Annotated in this window: 18 protein-coding genes and 1 riboswitch; of the genes, 4 read left to right on the top strand and 14 right to left on the bottom strand. The window is 55.9% G+C overall.

Annotated elements, in window-relative coordinates:
• Positions 1-68 precede the first annotated feature (68 nt).
• Positions 69-968: a lipid kinase YegS gene (gene yegS / locus LZ634_RS02065; protein WP_234502079.1), complete on the top strand. Its 900-nt coding sequence runs from the start codon at positions 69-71 to the stop codon at positions 966-968.
• On the opposite strand, the gene LZ634_RS02060 is transcribed toward yegS, so the two are convergent.
• The 8 genes from LZ634_RS02060 to fbaB form a co-directional block, all read right to left on the bottom strand.
• Positions 965-2,254: an ABC transporter substrate-binding protein gene (locus LZ634_RS02060; RefSeq protein WP_234502078.1), complete on the bottom strand. Its 1,290-nt coding sequence runs from the start codon at positions 2,252-2,254 to the stop codon at positions 965-967. The genes yegS and LZ634_RS02060 overlap by 4 nt on opposite strands.
• 109 nt (positions 2,255-2,363) lie before the next feature.
• Positions 2,364-3,137 carry an ABC transporter ATP-binding protein gene (locus tag LZ634_RS02055; RefSeq protein ID WP_234502077.1) on the bottom strand — a complete coding sequence of 258 codons (774 nt, stop codon included), beginning with the start codon at positions 3,135-3,137 and terminating at the stop codon, positions 2,364-2,366.
• Positions 3,138-3,147: 10 nt separating this feature from the next.
• Positions 3,148-4,014, bottom strand: a complete 867-nt coding sequence (locus LZ634_RS02050; protein ID WP_234502076.1) for an ABC transporter ATP-binding protein — start codon at positions 4,012-4,014, stop codon at positions 3,148-3,150.
• Positions 3,986-4,891: an ABC transporter permease gene (locus LZ634_RS02045; protein ID WP_234502075.1), complete on the bottom strand. Its 906-nt coding sequence runs from the start codon at positions 4,889-4,891 to the stop codon at positions 3,986-3,988. Before LZ634_RS02045 ends, LZ634_RS02050 begins: the two co-directional genes overlap by 29 nt.
• Complete coding sequence (locus LZ634_RS02040; protein ID WP_234502074.1) at positions 4,888-5,925, bottom strand: ABC transporter permease; 1,038 nt, start codon at positions 5,923-5,925, stop codon at positions 4,888-4,890. The genes LZ634_RS02045 and LZ634_RS02040 overlap by 4 nt, the downstream gene beginning before the upstream one ends.
• On the bottom strand, positions 5,922-7,544 hold the full coding sequence (locus LZ634_RS02035) for an ABC transporter substrate-binding protein (protein WP_234502073.1): 1,623 nt from the start codon (positions 7,542-7,544) through the stop codon (positions 5,922-5,924). The genes LZ634_RS02040 and LZ634_RS02035 overlap by 4 nt, the downstream gene beginning before the upstream one ends.
• 67 nt (positions 7,545-7,611) lie before the next feature.
• Complete coding sequence (locus LZ634_RS02030) at positions 7,612-8,766, bottom strand: mandelate racemase family protein (RefSeq protein ID WP_052285211.1); 1,155 nt, start codon at positions 8,764-8,766, stop codon at positions 7,612-7,614.
• 315 nt (positions 8,767-9,081) lie between these two features.
• Entirely contained in the window at positions 9,082-10,134 is a 1,053-nt protein-coding gene (gene fbaB, locus LZ634_RS02025; protein WP_234502072.1) for a class I fructose-bisphosphate aldolase, read from the bottom strand.
• A gap of 247 nt (positions 10,135-10,381) precedes the next feature.
• Here fbaB and LZ634_RS02020 point away from each other — a divergent pair, with 247 nt between their 5' ends.
• From LZ634_RS02020 to LZ634_RS02010, 3 genes are read left to right on the top strand one after another with little or no spacing between them, the layout of a single operon-like run.
• A complete protein-coding gene (locus LZ634_RS02020) occupies positions 10,382-11,665 on the top strand; it encodes a nucleoside permease (protein WP_234502071.1) in 1,284 nt (427 codons plus the stop codon).
• A complete protein-coding gene (locus LZ634_RS02015) occupies positions 11,662-12,666 on the top strand; it encodes an ADP-ribosylglycohydrolase family protein (RefSeq protein ID WP_234502070.1) in 1,005 nt (334 codons plus the stop codon). Before LZ634_RS02020 ends, LZ634_RS02015 begins: the two co-directional genes overlap by 4 nt.
• On the top strand, positions 12,663-13,619 hold the full coding sequence (locus LZ634_RS02010; protein WP_234502069.1) for a PfkB family carbohydrate kinase: 957 nt from the start codon (positions 12,663-12,665) through the stop codon (positions 13,617-13,619). The genes LZ634_RS02015 and LZ634_RS02010 overlap by 4 nt, the downstream gene beginning before the upstream one ends.
• On the opposite strand, the gene LZ634_RS02005 is transcribed toward LZ634_RS02010, so the two are convergent.
• From LZ634_RS02005 to LZ634_RS01980, 6 genes are all read right to left on the bottom strand, one after another.
• Positions 13,593-14,339: a GntR family transcriptional regulator gene (locus LZ634_RS02005; protein ID WP_234502068.1), complete on the bottom strand. Its 747-nt coding sequence runs from the start codon at positions 14,337-14,339 to the stop codon at positions 13,593-13,595. The genes LZ634_RS02010 and LZ634_RS02005 overlap by 27 nt on opposite strands.
• A gap of 56 nt (positions 14,340-14,395) precedes the next feature.
• Positions 14,396-15,196 (bottom strand): bifunctional hydroxymethylpyrimidine kinase/phosphomethylpyrimidine kinase, encoded by an 801-nt coding sequence (gene thiD, locus LZ634_RS02000; RefSeq protein ID WP_234502067.1) that lies wholly within the window; start codon positions 15,194-15,196, stop codon positions 14,396-14,398.
• Positions 15,193-15,978 (bottom strand): hydroxyethylthiazole kinase, encoded by a 786-nt coding sequence (gene thiM / locus LZ634_RS01995; RefSeq protein WP_234502066.1) that lies wholly within the window; start codon positions 15,976-15,978, stop codon positions 15,193-15,195. The genes thiD and thiM overlap by 4 nt, the downstream gene beginning before the upstream one ends.
• 34 nt (positions 15,979-16,012) lie before the next feature.
• A riboswitch (TPP riboswitch) is annotated at positions 16,013-16,109 on the bottom strand.
• A gap of 113 nt (positions 16,110-16,222) precedes the next feature.
• Positions 16,223-17,557: a bifunctional diguanylate cyclase/phosphodiesterase gene (locus tag LZ634_RS01990; protein ID WP_234502065.1), complete on the bottom strand. Its 1,335-nt coding sequence runs from the start codon at positions 17,555-17,557 to the stop codon at positions 16,223-16,225.
• A gap of 411 nt (positions 17,558-17,968) precedes the next feature.
• Entirely contained in the window at positions 17,969-19,720 is a 1,752-nt protein-coding gene (locus LZ634_RS01985; protein ID WP_234502064.1) for an amidohydrolase, read from the bottom strand.
• Positions 19,721-19,771: 51 nt separating this feature from the next.
• Entirely contained in the window at positions 19,772-20,659 is an 888-nt protein-coding gene (locus LZ634_RS01980; RefSeq protein ID WP_234502063.1) for an AraC family transcriptional regulator, read from the bottom strand.
• Between the last annotated feature and the right edge of the window lie 63 nt (positions 20,660-20,722).

Genomic DNA, 20,722 nt, shown 5'->3' with positions numbered 1-20,722 from the left:
CTCCCCAGACAAGCACATCTGACCGTCCTTTGTTACACTCTTTGCATACCCCATAAAGAGGTACCACGATGTCAGATTTTCCAGCCAGTTTATTGATCCTTAACGGCAAAGGTGCCAACCACCCGCAGCTGCGTGAAGCGGTTGAGCTGCTGCGCGATGAAGGCGTAGAGATTTATGTCCGCGTGACCTGGGAGAAAGGCGACGCGGTTCGCTATGTTGAAGAGGCGATCGCCCTCAAGGTCGCAACGGTGATTGCCGGCGGCGGCGACGGCACCATCAACGAAATTGCGACCGCGCTTATCCAGTGCGAGGGGAGCCCGGTTCCGGCACTCGGCATTCTGCCGCTCGGCACCGCCAACGACTTCGCGACCAGCGTCAATATCCCGGCCGATATGGCCAATGCTCTGAAGCTGGCGATTGCCGGGCGCGACGTACCGGTCGATATCGCGCAGGTGAACGGCAAAACCTGTTTTATCAATATGGCTACCGGCGGTTTCGGTACGCGCATCACCACCGAAACGCCGGAGAAATTGAAAGCCGCGCTGGGCGGCGTGTCGTATCTGATCCACGGACTGATGCGTATGGATACCCTGAAACCCGACCGCTGTAAGATTCAGGGCGAGAACTTTAGCTGGCAAGGCCACGCGCTGGTGATTGGTATCGGCAACGGCCGTCAGGCCGGCGGCGGGCAACAGCTTTGCCCGGATGCGCTGATTGACGACGGCCTGCTGCATCTGCGCATTTTTACCGGTGAAGAGCTGCTGCCAGCGCTGTTTAATACGCTGGCCAGCAGCGATGGCACGGAGAACCTGGTGGACAGCGTGTCGCCGTGGTTTGAAGTGACGGCGCCGCACGAGATGACCTTTAACCTCGACGGCGAACCGCTCAGTGGGAAAACCTTCCGCATGGAGATTTTGCCGGCGGCGCTGCGCTGTCGCCTGCCGCCGGACTGTCCGTTACTGCGTTAACGCATCGCGCGCTTTAAGATCCGTTCTGATTGGCGTTTGAAATCCGTTGCCGTTTCGGCGACGGTTTTCTTACCGTAGTCAATCGACTGCAGCGCGCTATCAAACTCCTGCACCAGCTGCGGGTCTTCAAGATATGGCGATACCGACAGCGTCGTCGGCAGCGCCAGCGCCTGTTTAATCCCGGCAACCGAAGGATCTTTGTCGTTAATTACCCCCGCCGCCGTCAGCGTCGCAACCGCACTTTTGCTCAGAGGTACGCCGCGCTCCAGCCCCAGTAACGTAACCCCCTCTTTGCTGTTGAGCAGGAAGTTAATCAGCTTCGCCGCTGCCTGCGGATTTTTACTGGTTTTGCCAATCGACAGCATCATTGATGGCTTCATAAACAGCCCGGCATCGGTCGCCCCCGGCAGCATCGGATACTCACCGAGCACCAGTTTAGCCGGCGGTTTGAGGTTGTCGGAGTATTTGGTAACCGCGGTGTTCCACATGTACACCCCACCCCACTCGCCCTCGATCCACGGCTTCATTTCATACATATTGCCCTTGCCGAAAGAGGCGTAGTACTTCATATCCGGGATCACGTGATTGCTCACCAGATCTTTATACAGCTGGAAAAACTCCACCCACTGCGCGTCGCTGTAGGAAAACTTCTTCGCCTTCTCGTCGATGGCCGGAAGATTGTATTTCTGCACCATGTAGGAATTGAGCAGCGCCAGCACGCCCAGGCTTTCCGGCGCAACCGGGTAATACTGTTTACCCAGTTTACTCTCGAAAGTTTTGCCGGCAGTCATCAGCTCATCCCAGTTTTTCGGGAAGCTTAGCCCGGCTTTTTCCCAGGTCTGGTCGTTAAAATAAAAAATACGCGCGGTCATCGCCACCGGAATACCGTTGAGCTTGCCCTTCACCGTCACCGGCTGCAGATCTTTGGCGGTGAAATTATCGAGCCCAATCTCCGTTTTCACCTGATTCAGGTCGTAAAAACCGCTGCCGTCTTTGGAGAACAGCGTCAGCCAGTTCCAGTTGGTCTGCATCACGTCAGGCTCGGTGCCGCCCGCCAGTTGGGTGGTCAGACGCGAAGTGTGGCCGTCCCATCCGGTATATTCGGCTTTGACGTTAATGTCCGGATACTGCTGATGGAAGGCTTCCAGCGCCTTGAGCGTCACCTGATGGCGGCCATTACCGCCCCACCAGGACATGCGTAAGTCGACGGTTTCCGCCGCCAGGGTAGAGGCAGTGCAGACGCTTAGCACCAGCGGTAGCGCTATTCGGAAAGATTTATTATGCATTTTTTATTGTTTCCCAGAGGTCGTTGGCCGGATAGCACGCGCTATCCGACGTTCTGTGTCGAGCGGCCCGCTGGCACTGCGCCTGGCGGGCCGACAGCGACGGCATCGATCAATACGCGGCAACCTCCCGCGCCATTTCTCGCGTGTACTGACGGCTGGCGTTGACCAGCATCTGCGTATACGCCGTTTGCGCCTCGCCGCTCACCAGCGCATCCACGGTCAGCGTTTCCAGAATCTTGCCGTACTGCATCACCGCCACTTTCTGGCAGAGATGGGCAATCACCCCCAGATCGTGGGTTACCATCAGGTAGGTGAGATTCGACTCCGCCTGCAGTTCCGCCAGCAGATTGAGGATTTCCGCCTGTACCGACACATCCAGCGCCGAGGTCGGCTCATCAAGCAGCAGCACCTGCGGTTCGAGGATCAGCGCACGGGCAATCGCCACGCGCTGCCGCTGGCCGCCGGAGAGCTGGTGCGGATAGCGATTACGAAACGCGCGGTTTAACCCCACGCGGTCCAGCAGCGTGTTGATCCGCCGGTCACGGTCGTTAATGCCGTGGATTTGCAGCGGCTCTTCAAGAATGTCGCCAATGGTGTGGCGCGGGTGCAGCGAACCGTAAGGATCCTGAAACACCATCTGCACTTTGCGGCAGCGCTCGCGACTGAGGGTGTTCCCCAGCCGCTGGCCGCCAATCGCCAACTCGCCCTGCCAATGGTTAAACAGCCCGGCCAGGCATTTCAGCACCGTGGTTTTCCCGGAGCCGGACTCCCCTACCAGGCCATAAATCTCGCCCGGTTGAACGTGGAAATTCACGTCGTACAACACCTGGTTGCGCTTGTCGCCTTCGCCAAATACCAGGTTCAGGTTTTTCACTTCAATCATCGGGCGCTCCTTATTCCGTCAGCCAGCTGGCCTGACGCTGCAGCACCGGCAGAACCGGGCGGCGATGTTGCATATCCGGCAGAGCGCTAATCAGCCCCTGCGTATACGGGTGCTGCGCATGGTCAAGGTCGCAGGCGGCGATGGACTCCACCACTCGCCCGGCATACATCACCAGCACGCGGTCACAGAAGCTGCGCACGAGGTTGATGTCGTGGCTGATAAAAATCAGCCCCAGACCGCGGGATTTGACCAAATCATCGAGCAGCCCCAGCACCTGCAAACGTACCGAAACGTCCAACGCTGACGTCGGCTCATCGGCAATCACCAGCTCCGGGTCGGTAATCAGCATCATGGCAATCATGATGCGCTGTCCCTGACCGCCGGAAATTTCATGTGGATAGAGCTGATAAACCCGCTCCGGGTCGCGAATACGCACCACGTCCAGCATCTCCAGCGCTTTGGCTTTCGCCTCCGATTTATGCCCCGGATGATGCGTCAGCCAAGCTTCCGCAATCTGGTCACCCACGCGTACCACCGGGTTCAGTGAGTATTTCGGATCCTGCATAATCATTGAAATCCGCTTGCCGCGAATGGCGCGCATCTGCGCCTCGCTGGCATTCAGCAGGTCGATGTCGCCAAACTGCATCAGGCTGGCGCCAATGCGCGCTTTTTTCGGGTGCAGGTGCAGCAGCGCTCGTCCGACGGTGGATTTCCCGGAGCCGGATTCGCCGACAATCGCCAGCTTTTCACGCCCTAACTGGAAGGAGACGCCGCGGACCGCGTGGGTCACCGCGTCGCCGTTAACGAAATCAACGCTCAGGTCGCGCACGTCGAGCAGCGGTGCCGCGTTATTCACTGCGAGGATCGAGGATGTCACGTAGGCCATCTCCTAAGAAGTTGAACGCTAAGCTGTTGATAAGAATCGCCAGCCCCGGAATTGTCACCACCCACCAGCACTCCATCATGTAGGTACGGCCGCTGGAAATCATTGCGCCCCACTCCGGCTCTGGCGGCTGCGCCCCAAGGCCGAGGAAGCCCAGACCGGCGGCGGTCAGAATGATCCCCGCCATGTTCATGGTGATACGGATGATCACCGAAGGCAGGCACAGCGGAACAATATGCCGCCACAGCACGCGCGCCGGTAATGCCCCTTGCAGACGGACGGCTGAGATAAAGTCCGCCTGTCGCAGGGAGAGCGTTTCGGCACGCGCCAGACGGGCAATCGGCGGCCAGGCGGTCAAGGTAATGGCGATAACCACATGTTCGAGCCCTGGGCCTAAGGCGGCGACAAACGCCAGCGCCAGCACCAGGCTTGGGAAGGAGATAAAGATATCGGTGACGCGCATCAGCACCATATCGACCTTGCCGCCAAAGTAGCCCGCGCAGACGCCGAGCAGCAGCCCCAGCGGGCCGACGGTGACCGACACCAGCAGCACGATGTAAAGCGTAATGCGCGAGCCGTAAACCAGCCGGCTGAAGATATCGCGACCAAACTCATCGGTGCCGAACCAGTGCTGGGCATTCGGCGCGGTCAGCGCGTTATTCAGGTCCTGCACCAGCGGTTTGTAAGGGGCAATCCACGGCGCGAAAATCGCCACAATCACCAGCAGGAAGATAATCCCGCCGCCGATAGCGGTCAGCGGATTCCGCGCCATCTTGCCGATAAAACCACCGGCGCGGGTGAAAGCGCGCAGCAGGCGCTGGCGGCCTTCACCGCCCCCGCTGGCAAGCGATGTATCCAGAGAAACCGTCATGATTTTGTCCTCGGATCGAAGAATTGATACAGCATGTCGGAGAGCAGATTGAGCATCACAAAGATAACGCCCACCAGCAGCACGCAGCCCATCACCGCATTCATATCCCCCAGCAGCAGGCTACCGGTGAGATAAGAGCCAAAGCCAGGCCACGAGAAGACGGTTTCAATCAGTACTGCCCCTTCCAGCAGCGAGCCGTAGGCCAGCGCCACCACCGTCAGCAGCTGCACCAGAATGTTACGGAAAGCGTGATTCCAGATAACCTGGCGCTCGGTGAGCCCTTTCACTCGCGCCGTAATGATGAACTCCTGCGACAGCTGCGCCAGCATAAAGCTGCGGGTCATGCGGCTGATGTAGGCCAGCGAGTGGAAGCCCAGCAGCGCGGCGGGCAGAATCAGGTGGTTGATAGCGTTCCAGAACACCTCGCTGTTACCGGCCAGCAGCGCATCGACCGTCATCAGCCCGGTGCGGCGCGGCACAATGCCGTCCAGCCCCAGATCCACCCGCCCAGCGCCGCCCACCCAGCCAAGCCAGGCGTAGAACACCAATAGCCCCATCATTCCGACCCAGAAAATCGGCGTCGAATAACCGGCAAGGCTGATAATGCGTACCACGTAATCGGAGAGACTGTTGCGACGCGCCGCTGCCAGCACGCCCAGAGGAATACCGAGACCCGCGCCGACGATAATCGCCATCGTCGCCAGCTCCATGGTGGCCGGGAAGACGCGAATAATATCGTCCGTCACCGGTTTACCGGTCAGCAGCGCGTTGCCTAAATCCCCGTGCAGCAAATTGACAAAGTAGATGCCAAATTGCTGCATCAGCGACTGGTCAAAGCCCAACTGGTGGTAAACCTGCTGATAGGTACTCTGGTCAGCGTCCGGGCCAACGATCGCCAGCACCGGGTCAATGGGCATCACGCGGCCAATAAAGAAGGTCAGCAGCAGCAGGCCAAACAGCGTTATCGCCACCTGGATCAATCGTTTTGAGAAGCGCCGGGTCCGAGAGCCGGGCGCGAGAATTGCCGTACTCATCCTTTATCTCCTTCGCTAACTTTGTAGACTTCACGCAGGAACGTCGACGCCGACGGGTGCGGTTTGTAATCTTTCACTTCATTCCGCACCACCACCGAGTCCACCATCTGAGAAAGCGGGATCATCGCCGGGATCAACTGGTCAAATCGCGTTTGCACCGCCTGGTATTCCGCGACCTGTTTTTGCGGGTCGCGCTGCAGCAGCGCATGGTCGATCATCTCGTTGAGCTGTTTATCGTAAAAACCGGTGCGCCAGCCCTGGAAGTTGGTCAAGCGCGCTTCATCACTGTTGTCCGGGTTATAGACCAGAGCACGCAGGCTGGAATGTGGATGGGGTTCCATACCGCTACCGCCGCGCCCAACCAGCATGTCGAACTTACGCTCGCGCATTGCGCCGTAGATCTGGTTACCGGTGCCGGTGATGATTTTGGCGTTGATCCCCGCCTGCATCAGCGTGGACTGCACGGCAATGGCAATATTAAGGAACGGCTGATCGGACAGCACCCGTAGGGTGGTATCAAAGCCGTCAGGGTACCCGGCCTCTGCCAGCAGTTTTTTCGCCCGCGCCAGATCGAAGGTGTAGCCCGGATCCGCCAGCGTTGACGGCATCCCCGCTTTGATTGGCCGCTGGTGCAGCACGCCGTAGCCCGGCATCAATGCTTTATTGATCCCCTGATAATCAATCAGATAGCGCACCGCTTCGCGGACTTTTGGATTGGCGAAGTGCGCCTCTTTCATGCTCATTGAGACGTAGTACATGGTGCCGCGCTGCACGGCATCGACGGTCAGCGCCGGGTCTTTACGCAGGGCGTTGATATCGGAAACCGCCATGTTGTTCGCAATATCCAGGTCACCTTTCTCAATCATCAGACGCGGAGTCTGCGACTCCTGGAAGTGACGCAGCACCACGCGGCTCATCTTCGGCTCGCCGCGCCAGTACTCCGGGTTGCGTTTCATGCGCAGCACGTCTTTGGCCTGCCAGGTTTCCAGCATAAACGGCCCGGAACCGGCTTCGTGAGTGGTCAGCCAGCGATTGCCCCAGTCGTTGTCTTGTTCGTGGCTCTGCACCGTTTTGCTGTCGAGCACCCCGAGATTGCCCAGCGCGCCCAGCGAATAAATGACCAGCTGCGGGTCATTATCTTTTGGCAGGACAATTTGCACGGTGTAGTCGTCAAGCGCAGTCACCTGCTTATCGACGTTCTTTTTACTAAAGCCGTAAGATTTCCACACCGACGCCTGCGCCAGGTTGAGATGCAAAATGCGCCGCATCGACCACACCACATCGGCGGCGGTCAGCGGATTGCCGGAGTGAAACTTCACGTTGTCCTGCAGATGGAAGGTCAGCGTTTTGCCGTCCGGGCTGATATCCCAGGATTTGGCCAGCGCCGGTTTGACGTGGGTGAGCTGCTCAGGATCGAGCTCCACCAGCGAGTCGTAGAGGTTAACCACAATCCCGACCACTTCGTTCCCGGTCATCGCGGCCGGGTCGAGGGTCAGGAGATTGTTCATGTTCATGCCGATAATGAGCTGATCGGGCGGCGTTTTGGCCATCGCCGCCCCGCTCCCCATCGTCATGGCGAGCGCGAGCAAACACGCTCCCAGTAAGGAGGATTTTTTCATCTATCTGTCGCCTGTAGGGTACGACAGGCGACGAATCCATTCGTGCCTATCTTTTATTTGTTATGTGTCAGTCGTGGCTGACGGTGTTGGCTTCGATATAGTCAAAATTGATGTCTTCGCCCAATCCCGGACGTTGTGACAAATGCACAAACCCGTCGGCATCCATCGGGTCGATGATGCTGTTCAGGTAGGCAGCTGGCTGGTCGTAGTCGAGGAACGGGTGCAGCAGACCACGCTCGTACCAGCGACAGTTGCGAATAGCCCCTACTGCCGCCAGGCTTGCCGCGCCGTTGCCGTGGACTTCGCAATCCATGCCGAAAGATTCCGCCAGCGCGGCCACTTTCATGGTTGGCCCAATGCCGCCCACGCCGTTGGCGCCCGCACGCAGAATGTCGCATGCGCCCGCTTTTACCCAGTCCGCACGGCTGTGGTGTTTGCCGCCAAAGCTTTCCGGGCCAATAATCGGAATCGACAGGTTCTCAGCCAGCCAAGCATACGACGACATGCTGTCTTCTTCCATCGGCTCTTCAAACCAGGCAAAGTTGAGTTTTTCCAGCTCTTTACCAATCCACAGCGCTTCGGTACGGCTGTACCAGTGGTAGCCGTCAATCATCAGGTCGATATCCGGGCCGACCGCTTCGCGCACCGCGGCGCAGGCTTTGATATCCATTTTCGGGTTTGGCGCGAAAGAGACCGGCGGCATCCAGGTGTGCAGCTTGATGGCTTTGTAACCGCGCGCTACCAGCGTTTCGCTGAATGCGGCGTACTCTTCCGGCGTGGACAGGCCGCCGGGTAAGTCATCGCCGCACATAGTGCTGCCGTAGGCCGGAACTTTGTCGCGGTAGCCGCCCAGCAGCTTGTAGACCGGCATATTGAGCTTACGACCGGCGAGATCCCACAGCGCTTGCTCAACGAAAGAGAGCGCACGTTCGGTGAGCTGATGCGCGCTACCGCGCTGCCAATGCACCAGATCCTGCCAGATACGCTCGCGGTTAAACGGGTCCTGGCCCACCAGCACTTTGCGGAAGAAGGTATTGACCACAAACGGACGCACGATTTCCGGCGGCGCAAAGGAGTAACCTTTGCTGCCATCGTCTGCGGTAATGGTCAGCATCGCCATTTTCGCCATGCTTTCAGGCCCTGGATGCGAGTGCCCGGCGCTGTCGGAGACCCGGCGCGTAGGATGCTGGAAGACGGTGACGTTTACAGATTCAATTTTCATTATGTGTCCTTAGTACAACATTCGAAATGGCGCTTCTCGCACCACAATCCTGTGTCCAACACCGATTTGATAAACCGGTTTCAGGTAATTGAAAAGGCGTTTCATCACTAATCTAAGCACAAAATAGCAGCGCTTCCACGGACAATTTCCGCTAACGCGGGACTGTTTCTTGTGCAAACGCACAGGGGGGCGTGATGTTTTTCACAAAAGAGGCAGGGAATGTGAGAAGGATCAACTGAGATAAATTATCGAGTGCGCAAGCGTGAACAAGGTAATACCCGGTAAGCATTGCGCCACCGGGTATTTACCGGGAAATCAGGCGATGGAAACCTTGGTATCGAGATAAACATCCTGCACGGCGTTGATGAGTTGAACGCCGTCAGCCATCGATTTTTTGAACGCTTTGCGGCCAAGGATAAGCCCCATCCCACCCGCGCGTTTATTGATAACCGCAGTGCGTACTGCGTCCGCCAGATCGGTTTCACCCCCGGCCGCGCCGCCGGAGTTAATCAGCCCGGCACGGCCCATATAGCAGTTCGCCAACTGGTAGCGCACCAGGTCAATCGGGTTATCGGTGGTCAGTTTGCTGTAGACGCGATCGTCGGTATAGCCGAAGTTCACCGCTTTATAGCCGCCGTTATTTTCCGCCATTTTCTGCTTCACGATATCGGCACCAATGGTGGCGGCCAGATGGTTAGCCTGACCGGTCAGGTCAGCGGATACGTGATAATCGACGCCGTCTTTCTTAAACGCCGGGTTACGCAGATAGGCCCACAGCACGGTCACCAGCCCCAGTTCGTGCGCACGCTCAAAGGCGGCAGAAATCTCTTCAATCTGGCGGCGAGACTCTTCCGAACCAAAGTAGATGGTCGCCCCAACCGCCACCGCGCCCATATTGAACGCCTGCTCGACGCTGGCGTACAGCGTCTGGTCAAAGGTGTTGGGGTAGCTCAGGGTTTCGTTGTGGTTAAGCTTCACAAGGAACGGGATGCGGTGCGCGTAGCGGCGTGATACCGAGGCCAGCACGCCGTAGGTGGAGGCGACGCAGTTACAGCCGGCTTCAATCGCCAGCTCAACAATATTCTTCGGATCAAAATAGAGCGGATTGGCGGCAAACGAGGCCCCGGCCGAGTGCTCAACGCCCTGATCCACCGGCAGAATAGACAAATAGCCGGTACCGGCTAAACGCCCATGATTGTAGAGCGTTTGCATGTTTCGCAATACGGCAGGCGGACGGTTGTTATCGACCATCACCCGGTCGACGTAATCGTGTCCGGGTAAATAAAGTTGGTCGGCTGGAATGGTCATACAACGATGCTGTAAAAGGCTGTCGGCGTCTTTGCCAAGCAACTGCGCAATATCAGTCATAGCGATGCTCCCGTAAGCGCCGACGTTGCGTCGGCTTGAATGTCCCGCCCGAATTTTAGGGCAGCATTAAGTCTGGTCGCGTATGGCTGTTTTTTCCATCCTAGCGCTATTTTTAAGTGCAATCTGCTGGCACGATTCATGGACAGTAAAGTGTTATGGAGTTCAAACTTTCGCCCCAAAGGTATTTAAAAGGTATTACATGATGGTATTGTTCATGCGTACCTTACCTGTCATGAAGGATTTAGAGATGAAAACTACAGTGAAGCTGTCGTTCATGATGTTTATTGAATGGTTTATCTGGGGCGCCTGGTTTGTGCCATTGTGGCTTTGGCTGAGTAAAAGCGGGTTTACCGCCGGTGAAATTGGCTGGTCATACGCCTGCACCGCGATTGCGGCGATTCTGTCGCCAATTCTGGTGGGCTCGCTAACCGATCGCTTTTTCTCGGCACAAAAAGTGCTGGCGGTACTGATGTTTGCTGGCGCTGTTTTAATCTATTTTGCCGCCCAGCAAACCACCTTCAGCGGTTTCTTCCCACTGCTCCTGGCCTACTCACTCACCTATATGCCCACCATTGCCTTAACCAACAGCATCGCCTTTGCCAACGTTGGTGACGTGGAGCGGGATTTCCCCCGTATTCGCGTGATGGGCACTATTGGCTGGATTGCGTCTGGCCTGGTCTGCGGTTTCCTACCCCAGATGATGGGATACAGCGATATCTCTCCAACTAACATACCGCTGCTGATCACCGCAGGTAGCTCCCTGCTGCTGGGTATCTTTGCCTTCCTGCTGCCGGATACGCCGCCGAAAAGTACCGGCAAGATGGACCTCAAAGTCATGCTGGGGCTGGATGCTCTGGTGCTGCTGCGAGACAAAAACTTCCTCGTCTTCTTCGTGTGCTCATTCCTCTTCGCGATGCCGCTGGCGTTCTATTACATCTTTGCCAACGGCTACCTGAGCGAAGTGGGTATGCATAATGCGACCGGTTGGATGACGCTTGGCCAGTTCTCTGAAATCTTCTTTATGCTGGCCCTGCCGTTCTTCACCAAACGTTTTGGTATTAAAAAGGTATTGTTACTTGGTCTTATCACCGCCGCGATTCGCTATGGATTTTTTGTTTACGGCGGCGCAGAGCAATACTTCACCTACGCGCTGCTGTTCCTGGGGATTTTGCTTCACGGCGTGAGCTACGATTTTTACTACGTGACCGCCTACATCTACGTGGATAAAAAAGCCCCGGTGCATATGCGTACCGCCGCACAGGGGCTCATCACCCTCTGCTGTCAGGGCTTTGGCAGCCTGCTTGGCTATCGCCTTGGCGGGGTGATGATGGAAAAAATGTTTGCCTATAAAGAGCCGGTGAATGGGTTGACCTTCAATTGGGCGGGGATGTGGGGCTTCGGTGCCATTATGATCGCCGTCATCGCCGTGCTGTTTATGATTTTCTTTCGCGAGTCGGATAAAGCAATCGCCGCCATTAAGGTGCATAGCGACTCTCGCGATACTGCATTGACACAAGAGGACATGAAATGAAAGCAGAACGTATTCTCGGCGCGCTTTACGGCCAGGCATTAGGGGATGCGATGGGCATGCCATCAGAACTGTGGCCACGTAGCCGCGTTAAAGCACATTTTGGCTGGATTGACCACTTTCTGCCGGGCCCCGCAGAAAATAACGCCGCCTGCTATTTTAACCGCGCGGAATTTACCGACGATACCTCAATGGCGCTGTGCCTGGCCGACGCCATCCTCGAATGCCACGGGCAGATAAACCCGGATGTCATCGGCCGCAATATTCTGCGCTGGGCGCAAGAGTTTGATGCCTTCAATAAAAACGTATTGGGGCCAACGTCAAAAATCGCCCTGAACGCCATTCGTGATGGCAAACCAGTGGCAGAGCTTGAGAATAACGGCGTCACTAACGGCGCCGCCATGCGCGTCTCGCCTTTAGGCTGTTTGTTACCAGCAGGCGATCTCGATAGCTTTATTGATGACGTCGCCCTTGCCTCCAGCCCGACCCACAAATCAGACCTGGCGGTCGCGGGCGCGGTGGTCGTTGCCTGGGCGATTTCACGCGCCATCGACGGCCAAAGCTGGGCCAGCATTGTCGATTCTCTACCCGCCATAGCGCGTCATGCGCAGGAAAAACAGGTCACCACCTTCAGCGCCTCGCTTGCCGCACGTCTCGAACTGGCGCTCGATGTGGTGCGCAGCGCTCAGGGAATTGAATCGGCCAGCGAACGCCTGTATCAGTTGGTTGGCGCCGGGACCAGCACCATCGAATCCGTACCCTGCGCCATTGCAATGGTTGAACTGGCTCAGGGCGACCCGAACCGCTGCGCGGTGCTGTGTGCCAACCTGGGCGGCGATACCGATACTATTGGAGCGATGGCGACGGCCATCTGCGGCGCATTGGGCGGTATTTCCGCAATCGACCCGTCATTAAAACAGCAGCTTGATGAGGTCAATCAGCTTGATTTTAACCGCTACGCCACCGCGCTTGCCCAGTACAGAGAGCAACGGGAGGTGGCATGAGTCAGCTTTTACAGCTATCCACGCTGGGCAACCAGCGCCCGATCACCGTCGTCGGCGCGGCGGTCATTGATGTTATTGCCGACGCCTACGCCCTGCCGTGGCGCGGTTGCGACATTGAACTGCAACAGCAGAGCGTCAATATTGGCGGTTGCGCGCTGAATATCGCCGTGGCACTTAAACGCTTAGGGCTGCAGGCGCAAAACGCGCTGCCTATCGGCCAGGGCGTGTGGGCGGATATCATTCGCAACAATCTCGCTAAAGAGGGCCTGGCCAGTGAAATAGACGGCGTGGCGGGAGATAACGGCTGGTGTCTGGCGCTGGTGGAGCCGGATGGCGAGCGCACATTTATGTCCTTTAGCGGCGTGGAAAATCAGTGGAACGCCGACTGGCTGGCGCAGCTTAGCGTCGCCCCCGGCAGCCTGGTGTCACTTTCCGGCTATCAATTATCGTCACCCTGCGGCGAACTGCTGGTGAACTGGCTGGAAGGGCTGCGCGACGTGACGCCATTTATCGACTTTGGCCCACGCATTGCCGATATTCCCGCGCTACTGATGGACCGGATCATGGCCTGCAAACCGATCATTTCGCTTAATCGCCAGGAGGCGGAGATCGCCGCTGAGAGATTCAATCTCAGCGCAAAAACACAGGCGTTCGGCCACGCCTGGATAGAGAAATTCAACGCGCCACTGATTGTACGTCACGATAAAGATGGCGCGTGGTATTTCAGCCAGCAGGAACAGGGACTCGCCGCACCGTTCACCACCAATGTTGTCGATACTATCGGGGCCGGAGACAGCCACGCCGGTGGCACATTGGCAGGATTGGCCTCAGGCTGGACGCTTGGAGAATCGGTGCGACTGGGTAATGCAGTCGCATCGTGGGTCGTCAGTCATCGTGGTGGCGACTGTAGCCCGACACGTGAAGAGTTACTCCTCACACACAAAGACATATAAATCACTGCGGCAGTGGCTGATGCTGTACTCAATCGGCCGCTGCTGTTGGTCAAGCGCCACCTGTTTAATCACCAACACCGGGATTTTCTCATCCATCTTAATGTGCGACTGAAATTCGGTATCCGGCATCCGCGCGCTGACGCGGGAGCGCGTTCTCTGGGGGAAAATATGCCGACTGCGGAAATAGTCATAAAGGGACACGCCAATTGCATCCGCATCATCAATTAAGTGTGCCGGCACCCAGGACTCTTCAATGGAGACCGCTTCATCATCCACATAGCGAATGCGCTTAAGCAAAAAGACGTCACTGCGCGGCTCAACGACTAACTGCGTCGCGACGTCATCCGGACAGGCGACAATCCGTTTGTTCACCCATAAGGTATTCGGCTTTTTGCCGCGCAGCACCACCTGTTGGGAAAAACCGCGCGCCTCTTTCAATGAATATTCAAAAATATTATTGATTTGCGTGCCATAGCCGCGAGCGCGCGTGACCACACCCTCGTCTTCCAGCGTCTGCATCGCTTTACGCACAGTAATGCGCGACACTCCCGTCAGTTGGCTCAAATCACGCTCGCCGGGCAGAATATTGCCATGCTCCAGCACACCGCTGCGCACCGCATTCTTCACCGTTTCGGCAAATTTAAGATACAGCGGCGTGTTATCCGCCGCTGCGATACGCTCATTCAGTTGCGTGATTAGCCGGGTATGCGCTTGTTCCATTTATCATTTCCTGGCAATAAGTCCTGAGCCAGTATAGGTGGCGAACGGCGCGAAAACTACCACCACTCGTGGAAATGGTGTACCGGACCAATTCCTTCGCCTACCTCCAGCGAGTCGGCCTGCGCCAGCGCTTGCGACAGCCAGGCTTTAGCCACCGGCACCGTCTCTTGCCAGCTATTATGCCGTGGCTTTAACGCCGCCAGCGCCGCCGACAGCGTGCAGCCAGTACCGTGGGTATTTTTCGTCGCCACGCGCGGCGCGGTAAAGCGCATCTCGCCTTCGGCGGTAAACAGCCAGTCCGGGCTTTGCGCGTCGTCGAGATGACCGCCTTTCATCAGCACCGCTTCGCAGCCCATCGCCCGCAGCGCGCGCCCTTGTTCGAGCATTTCGCGCTCTGTGCGCGCATGCGTCGCATCCAGCAGTGCAGCCGCTTCCGGCAGGTTTGGCGTAATCAGTGACACCTGTGGCAGCAGGCGCTGGCGCAGGGTTTCCACCGCCGAGGAAGACAGCAGCGGGTCGCCGCTTTTTGCCAGCATGACCGTATCCAGCACCACGTTTTGAATGCGATAGCGCGCCAGCCGCTCGGCTACCGCCTCAACGATATCAGTCTCTGCTAGCATGCCGATTTTGGTGGTATCGATGCGCACATCGCTGAATACCGAGTCGAGCTGGGCGGCGACAAAATCGGGCTCAATACGGTAGACCGACTGTACGCCGCGCGTATTCTGCGCCACCAGCGCGGTGACTACCGAACAGCCGTATGCGCCCAGCGCGGAGAAGGTTTTCAGATCCGCCTGAATGCCCGCGCCGCCGCTAGGGTCGGTTCCGGCAATGGTCAATGCATTAATCCGTTTCATGCTTTTTCCTCCCTGTTCATCACATACAGCGCATCAAGGAACGCGGGGACAAAGCTCCCCGGCCCGCGACCGTTCGCCGCCTGTTGTCCGGCGTATTTCATCAGCGCGCAGGCACCAGCAACGTTTTCCAGCCGGTCGCCCGGCAAGACGCAGCATGCTGCAACCACCGCCGACAGCGCGCAGCCGGTACCGACAACTCGCGTCATTAGCGGATCGCCGCCCTGGACTGCCAGCGTGCGTTGGCCATCGGTGATGTAATCAATTTCCCCCGTCACCGCCACAATCGCCCCGCTTTCTCGCGCCAGAGACTGCGCGGCGGGAAGCGCGGCGGCGGCGGTATCGGTGGTATCAACGCCGCGTCCGCCGGCACTCTGCCCTGCCAGGGCCATGATTTCCGAAGCGTTGCCGCGAATGGCCGCCGGATGCAAAAGCAACAGCTCACGGCAAAAATCGCTGCGCAGACTCAACGCCCCGACCGCTACCGGGTCGAGCGCCCACGGCGTAGCGCTACGATTGGCGCTTTCAACGGCTGCTCGCATCGCCTGCGCGCGCGGCTGGGTTAAGGTTCCCACGTTGACCAACAGCGAGCTGGCAATGGTGGAAAACTGCTCTGCTTCACCGGCGTCAATCACCATAGCGGGCGATACGCCCAGCGCTAACAGCACGTTGGCAGTAAAGGTCTGCACGACGTCATTGGTCATACAGTGGACAAGGGGGGCGTGTTGATGAAGAAGGTGTGCAACGCGGGTGCGTTGCGCGGGACTTAGCAGGTCGGCTTGCATGGTTTGCTCCTGCCATAACGCGAAGAAGCAATGACCAGATGGTCTCTGACTTCCCTACGCTGGCATTATCCAGATCAGGTGGTACGGGTATTTCTCAGCCCATCATTGATGGGGCACCCCGAGTCATTCAAATCAAAATCAATTGATTACGATTAACCTTCCGTTAATCGTAATGAGGATAATGCCAGCAGGAAGCCTGACAGACAAGCGCTAAAGGCTACCGGTGACGCCGATAAACCATCGATTACCGCTTGCCATTTTTGGCTAAATACATCGCTTTATCGGCATATTCAACAAGCTGGCGCTCGTCGCTACCGTGTTGCGGATAAAGTGCGATCCCGATGCTTGGCGTGATGGTCAAACGGTGGCCATCAAGGATAAATGGCGCATTGAAGGCATCGGCAATCTTTTCCGCCACCAGGGCCGCAAATTGGGGTAGTAACGTCCCCTGAATCAAAATCACAAACTCATCGCCACCGACGCGGGCGACGGTATCTGATTCACGCACACAAGATTTGAGGCGCGAGGCGGTCTCTTGCAGCAGCAGATCCCCAATACCATGTCCCAGCGTATCGTTAACCTGCTTAAATTTGTCGAGATCAATGTACAGCAAGGATAATTGACCGTGCTCGCGGCGAGCGGTCGACAGCGCGGATTTCAGGCGGTCGTGCAATAAGCTACGGTTTGGCAGATCGGTGAGTTGATCGTACTGCGCCATATGCTGCAACCGAGCCTGCATCTGCTGACGCTCAATGACCGTCGCGATTTGTGTCGACACAAATTGCAGTAGCTCCTGATCCCGCTCGTTGTAGCACACCCCGCCCGGGTAGCTTTTGACCATCAGGACACCAATCGTGCCTTTATGCGACTTAAGCGGAACGCCCAGCCAGCATAGCGGGTTCATGCCAAAGGAGATGTGCAGTTCTTCGAGGCGAGCTACCGTGGTCTCTGGCGTGAGCAGCAGCGGTTGGCCGGTATGAATCACCTCGGCATACAACGTTCCGGGGATCAAGGTGAAAGGATCGGGTGTCTCCAGAAACTCATCCACGTGATAAGGGAAGCTCAGTTGAGCCGTTTCATCGTCGTAGAGCGTGACCGAGAAGTTATCGGCGGGTAGCAACGTGCCGACAATCTCATGAATACGCTGGAATAGCTTGAGTAAATCCTCAGCGGTATGCGCAGCTTCGGAGATGGAATACAGTGCGGACTGCAACGATTCGGATCGTTTACGCTCGGTCACATCGCGAGCCACGCCAATGCGCAATTGATCGGCCTCTGACCAACGTGCAGACCACATAATATTGACGATGTGCCCCTGCTTGTGGACGTAGCGGTTTTCAAAATGGAACTGTAGATTACCCGACATGACGGCCACCACCGAGTTTCGGGTTATTTCCCGATCTTCCGGTAGCATCATGTCAAACATGTTTTTGCCGATCATTTCTTTCGGCGTATAGCCAAAAATACGTTCACATGACGCACTCGCAAAAACGATATTGGCATGAGCATCAACGGCAAAAACAGCATCCAGCATGAGATCGATAAAACTGCTCAACGGCGCGTGAGAATTCGATTCCATAGAGAAATTAATGGCCTGAATATAAGAATAAGTACAACTATGTTTACGATAGTTATCTGTCGCCCATTAGCGCTACTACGCCCTGCACTCATGGTTAAAGATAGTACAGGTTCAGGCCACTATACAATGAAAAGAGTCATTTAGAGGAGGCGATAAACGCAGAAATATCGAAGGCCACTATCCGTGAAGAGCCCGATTACAGCCATCTCCGACAAACAGCGCGCCATCGCTAATCAACCGAAAATTATTTCAAGAGCAAGTCTATTGTTCATTCCTGACCGTAAGAATACGGCTGGCAATGTCAATTCCCCTATTTTAGTACCGCATACTTTTAAGACCGAAATAGAAAACACAAGCAATCATCAGGTCTCCAAATGAAGACCTGATGATTATCATGGATAATGGTTTTCTTTATTGAGCCGGGTAAACTTGTTTACCTTCAAACATGGTCCATACAACTTTGGCATCCCGCAGTTTTTCAATGCTGACGTTTTCCAGATTACGATCAAATACCACAAAGTCTGCGCTTTTTCCGGTTTCAATCGAACCAATCTCTTTGTCCCGCCCAATGACTTTGGCCGCATTCAGGGTGTACGCCTGCAGCATGGCTTCGCGATGCATTTTCTCGCTGGCCGGCGGCAACTCCCCCATTTCACCCATTCGCGTTACCGCCGTGTAAATTGCCAGCAAGGGGTTTGGGCTGGAGACTGGCCAGTCGCTGGCCCCGGCAATTAGCGCATGATGGCGGTATAAATCGCCCGCCGGATACAGGTGTTTGAGCAATGGGGCCGGTACCTTGCCGTCAATCAACGTGGTAGACGCCACGTCTTTCCCAGCCCACAACAGTTGCATGGATGCCGCAACATTCAGTTGCTGGAAGCGGGGTAGACTTTGCGGGCTCACCACTTCCAGATGAGTGATGCTGTGCATAACGCCGCTCTCGCCATTTTGCTTGCGAGCACAGGCTATGCCATCGAGCGCTTCCGATACGGCGCGATCGCCAATAGCATGGAAGTGCGCAATCAGGTGTTCCGCATCCGCTTTAGCAATCAGTTGGCAATATTGTCTTTTATCCAGCGTGTTATCACCGCTGTAACCCGGTCGATTAAGATAAGCTTCACTCAGTTTCGCCGTCTGCGCCGGATACTCAATCACCCCATCCTGGAAAATCTTGATCCCACCGAGTCGCACATCCGGCGTGTGGGAAAATTTATCCCGCAGAGCAACCACATCGTCAATCGCCGCCGGCGTAGAGTGGATATTCACCAGTGCCAGTGCGGTCACATGGGCATTAAGTTTGCCCTTTTCGGCGAGAGTCGTGTAAGCCGGCAACAATCCTTCATCGTGACGCCCAGGACGCGCATTAAATACCGGTGCCAACGGACGGACATTGCTGATGGGATCCATCCACGCAGTAATACCAAAGCGGTTCATCTCCTGGGTCCCTGCGAGGATGCCCTGAGCTATTTTATTATCATCCACAGGGGGAATCGCGTTGAGCACATAATCCCACGCGCCTTCGGCGACAAAACCGTTAATTTTACCACTCGCCGTTAATCCGACTCCTGCTTTAATACCCGGATCGGCGGTACCCAGCATATCATCCGTTAAATTTGCTTTTCGGAGCATAGCCTGATTGGCCCAACCGGTATGTGCATCGGAGCCCGCTAATACAACCGGGATATCTTTATATTCGTTGGTATTAAATACTGCAGACAGTAATGGAATATTATTCCAGTAATCCAGGTTGAGATTACTGTAAAACTGCACGCCATTGAGATCTCTTTGGTTATTATTTTTATTGTCAGCAACAAATTTCTCAATCGCGGTGATATCTTTCATGCCATCCGGGAAAGCCAGCGTCACCGTCTGGAATCCGGCATAGGCCACGTGAGCATGGCTATCAATGAGGCCAGGTAATAGATACTTCCCCTTCAGATCCAGGCGCGTCGCATCCTGTCCTACCTGTGCCAGTACATCATGATAATTACCGACGGCGATGATTTTACTCCCCTTAATGGCAATAGATTGCGGGTGGGGATTACCGGGATCGGCACTGTAAATTTCTCCGCCATAAATAAGCGTGGTAGTTTCCTGCTGCGCTATAGCAGATAAAGAGGTAGCGGCCAGTGCGCACACCAGAAAAAGCCTTGAGAATTTCATTATTAACTCCGTTGCGTTGCGAATAAACTCATTTATTATTTTGTTTAAGCATTATTCTTCCGGTGTTGTCTGCAAAGGAATACAGATATCAAAGACATAATAATTTTGTGAGACGTCAGTTTCATTATAATAATATTCATAACAAGGCTTATCACTTTTAATAAACCCACGGGCGGCTATCCATGAAAATGCCCAATCCCATGCTTGCTCCAGCTGTTCTTCAAATACCGCAAATTTACACACACCGTAGGTTCCTCCCAGCAATGTCTGTACCGCGATACCCCTTCCGGTCTTTTCCGTGCGGCCAATTTCAACGGCAACATCCGTCCGGCAACGTGATGCGGAGGTGATTTCCGGGGCGTCCCAGTAAACACAAAGTGTCCCTGCGGGCTGTGACGGCGTTCGCGCTGGCAACGAGGTCAACAGATCCCCATGCGTTTGCTGGCAGGTCTCTTTGCCATAAGGGCCAAATCTTCGCATATAAGCAACCCGACGGGCAGGAAGCTGGGTTATATGTGCGGCCAGCAGGCCGATTCCGGGGTCAGCGAAATGAGAATAGGGGCTTTTTACCGCGGCGACGTTTCCTGGCTTGCTATTTGTTGCCAGAATGTGACGGCGGCGAAATTCTCCCGGTGATTCGGCAAAGTGTGCACGAAACGCTTTGGCGAAGTTCTGCGAACTGGAAAAACCAATCCGCAGTGCCAGTCCGGTGATATCTTCCTGTGGGAACGCCAGCAACCACGCTGCAGCCCTTTCCATCCGCAGCCGCCGGGTAAACGCCGCAACCGTTTCACCAACCTGCGTCCGAAAAAGCCGATGAAAGTGAAAGCTTGAAAGCGCGACGGAATCCGCAACGTCTTTCAACGTTGGATTCAGATGGAGATTCTGGCTGATGTAGTCCATCGCCTTAAAGATAGGCTTGCAGTGAACCTGTAGCATGCTGGAAGTTCTCGGTCATCATTATCTGTCTTAAATTAAGATATCAGAATTTAATCATCTTCA

It is taken from the genome of Kluyvera intermedia (assembly GCF_021440345.1).
Taxonomy (GTDB): Bacteria; Pseudomonadota; Gammaproteobacteria; order Enterobacterales; family Enterobacteriaceae; genus Kluyvera; species Kluyvera intermedia_A.
This window is presented reverse-complemented; position numbering and strand designations above follow the sequence as displayed.